The following is a 3,388-nucleotide window of genomic DNA, read 5'->3' as shown; positions in this document are numbered from 1 at the left end:
GGGGGCCCGAAGTCGGGGGCGGCGCCCGGGCGGGGGGAAGCAGTGGAAATCGCCGGGTGGGACTAGCCTTGGTCCGTCACCGGACGAGCCCGATCGGCACCCGGACGAACACCCCGACCCGTCAAACCGACCCGGAAATAGGACAACGCTATGGACCATGACGGTGTGGACGCCGTGCTCTTCGACCTCGACGGGGTCATCACCCCGACGGCCGAGAAGCACATGCAGGCGTGGAATCGGATGTTCACCACCTACTTCGACGCCCGGGGGATCGACCCGTACTCGGATGAGGACTACTTCCGGTACATAGACGGCAAGCCGCGGGTGGAGGGCATCGCGTCGATGCTCGCCGCGCGGGGCCTCACCCTGCCCGAGGGCAACGACGACGACAACGACCCGGATGCGGACACGGTCCACGGGCTCGGTCTGCGCAAGAACGTGATCTTCCGTGAGTTGCTCGACGAGGGCATCGAGGCCTACCCCGGGTCGGTGGCGTACCTCGACGCCCTCGACGCCGCCGGCATCGCCTCCTGCGTGGTCTCCAGTTCCAAGAACGCCGAGGCCGTGCTGACCGCCGCTGGGCTGCGGGACCGGTTCGAAGTGATCGTCGACGGCCTCGTCGCTGCTGCCGAACAGATTCCCGGCAAGCCCCGGCCCGACACGTACTTGCGGGGCGCCGAGCTGCTCGGAGTGCCCGCGGACCGCTGCGTGGTGATCGAGGACGCCGTCTCCGGTGTGCAGGCCGGCGCCGCCGGCGGGTTCGCGCGCGTGGTCGGTGTGGACCGCGGAGCCGGGCGTGAGACCCTGCTCGCGGAGGGCGCCGACCTCGTCGTCGTCGACCTGGCCGAGCTCATCCCCGGACTGACGGAGGCGAACCGGTGACCCGCATCCCCTTCTCCCGAGGACCGGTCCACGACACCGTCGGCCAGTCCGTGCCCGGCAACATCCGCACCACCTACGGCGTGAACCTCCGGAGCCACCTCGAGGTCCCCGAGATCAACCGCTCCACCCACCCCGCCGATCCGTGGCGTTGGGTCGAGACCCGCCCCAACGCGTCGCCGCTCGGGGTCTCCGAGACGCAGTTCGCGGTGGCGAACGGCTACCTGGGCATGCGCGGCAATCCGGAGGAGGGGCGCGACTCCGCCCAGCACGGCACCTTCGTCAACGGCTTCCACGAGACGTGGCACATCCAGCACGCCGAGGACGCCTACGGGCTCGCCCGCGAGGGCCAGACGATGATCCAGGCCCCCGACACCAAGACCATCCGCATCTACGTCGACGACGAGCCGCTCCGCCTGTGCGTGGCCGACCTCGAACACTACGAGCGCAGCATCGACTTCCGCGACGGGATCCTGCGCCGCGAGGTCGTGTGGCGCACCCCCGCCGGCAAGAAGGTCGTCATCCGCACCAGCCGCATGGTGTCGATGGTGGAGAAGCACCTCGCGGTGATGACCTACGAGATCGAACTCCCGGACGAGCCCGCCCCCGTGGTGATCTCCTCGCAGGTCCTCAACCGGCAGGACGGCGAGAACGAATACAGCTCCGCCGCGGACGACGGCGCCCCGGCAGAGGGCTTCGACCCCCGCCGGGCCGAGGGGCTCGAGCACCGGGTGCTCGAGCCCCAGGTCACCGAGGACCAGGGCGGGTACCACGTACACGGGTACCGGTGCACCAACTCGGGCATGACGATCGCCGTCGCCGTGGACCACCTGCTCGAGACCGAGGACGACGTGGCCATGAGCCACGAGGTCGACGACGACTCCTCGAAGATCGTCTACCACGCCCACGTCACGCCGGGACGGGTACTCAAGCTGACCAAACTGGCCGCGTACCACACCTCCGAGGTGGTTCCCGCGAGCGAGCTGGCGGACCGGTGCTCGCGCACCCTGGGACGGGCCCGCGTGCGCGGGGTCGAGGACCTGCACCGCACCCAGCGGGACTGGTACGACCACTTCTGGGATCGTGCCGACGTCGAGGTGGAGGGCCCCGCGGAGACGCAGCAGGCCATCCGGTTCAACCTCTTCCAGCTGGCCCAGGCCTCGGCACGGGCCGAGTACAACGGCATCGCCGCCAAGGGCGTCACCGGTAGTGGCTACTCCGGCCACTACTTCTGGGACACCGAGACGTACGTCCTGCCGTTCCTGACGTACACCATGCCGCGGTTCGCGCGTAACGCCCTCCGCTTCCGCTACAACATGCTCGACAAGGCACGGAACCGGGCCAAATACCTCTCCGTCAAGGGCGCCCTCTACCCGTGGCGGACCATCAACGGTGAGGAGGCGTCGGCGTACTACGAGGCCGGCACCGCCCAGTACCACATCAACGCGGACATCGCGCACGCCATGGTCAAGTACATGTGGGCCACCGAGGACCAGGACTTCATGATCCGCGAGGGCGTGGACGTGCTGGTCGAGACCGCGCGGATGTGGGTCTCGCTCGGTTTCTTCGACGGCGACGGCATGTTCCACATCCACGGCGTGACCGGGCCGGACGAGTACACGACCGTCGTGGACAACAACCTGTTCACCAACGCCATGGCCCGGTTCAACCTCGTGGCCGCCGCGATCGCCTGCAAGCGGATCGCGGCGTTGGGTGACGGCCAGTGGGAGGCCGTCTGCCGACGGCTCAAGCTGCGCGACGACGAGACCAGCGAATGGCGGCGCGCCGCCGACAACATGGTGATCGCGTTCGACGAGGAGCTGAAGGTCCATCCTCAGGACCAGGACTTCCTCGCGAAGGAGGTGTGGGACCAGGACCTCGAGGATCCCCGCCGGCCACTGCTCCTGCATTTCCACCCGCTGGTGATCTACCGGCACCAGGTCCTCAAGCAGGCGGACGTGGTGCTGGCGATGTTCCTGCGCGGAGACGAGTTCACCGAGGAGGAGAAGCGGGCGAACTTCGAGTACTACGACCCGTTGACCACCGGCGACTCGACACTGTCCGCCGTGGTCCAGTCGATCATCGCCGCCGAGATCGGCTACTGCGACGAGGCCTTCGAGCACTTCTCCAAGGCGCTCGTGGTGGATCTGGCCGACGTGCACGGCAACGCCGCCGACGGCATCCACGTGGCCTCCACCGGCGGGGTGTGGTCGGCCCTCGTCAGCGGGTTCGGCGGGATGCGCGACTACCGGGGCGAGATCTCGTTCGACCCGCGGGTGCCCGCGGAGTGGACGGGACTGAGCTTCCGGCTGACGGTGCGGGGTACGCACGTGCGGGTGCGGTGCACGCACACGGAGATCACCATCGAGAACCTCAACGGCGCCGATTTCGCGTGCTCGGTCCAGGGCCAGCCGGTGACCGTGCCGGCGGGGCGGACGATGTCGATGGAGCTCGATGCCCGGGCTCGCGCCTGCCTGCCCTGCGTCGACGCGGGCTGAGCCGCCCCGCC

The 3,388-nt window shown here is 68.9% G+C and carries 2 protein-coding genes; both read left to right on the top strand.

Going from position 1 to position 3,388, the window contains the following annotated elements; all coding sequences use genetic code 11:
- The first annotated feature begins 150 nt into the window (after positions 1-150).
- Positions 151-882, top strand: coding sequence for an HAD family hydrolase (locus tag G6024_RS05890; RefSeq protein ID WP_120286070.1), 732 nt, complete (start codon positions 151-153; stop codon positions 880-882).
- The gene (locus G6024_RS05885; RefSeq protein ID WP_159148271.1) at positions 879-3,377 is read left to right on the top strand and encodes a glycoside hydrolase family 65 protein; all 2,499 of its coding nucleotides are present in this window, start codon (positions 879-881) and stop codon (positions 3,375-3,377) included. The genes G6024_RS05890 and G6024_RS05885 overlap by 4 nt, the downstream gene beginning before the upstream one ends.
- The last annotated feature ends 11 nt before the right edge of the window (positions 3,378-3,388 follow it).

The sequence above is a fragment of the Dietzia maris genome, from assembly GCF_014144855.1.
GTDB classification, from domain to species: domain Bacteria; phylum Actinomycetota; class Actinomycetes; order Mycobacteriales; family Mycobacteriaceae; genus Dietzia; species Dietzia kunjamensis.
This window is presented reverse-complemented; position numbering and strand designations above follow the sequence as displayed.

Bases quoted from the DNA above. Each gene is read 5' to 3' on its own strand.
- G6024_RS05890 (WP_120286070.1), top strand. From the start codon at position 151: ATGGACCATGACGGTGTGGACGCCGTGCTCTTCGACCTCGACGGGGTC.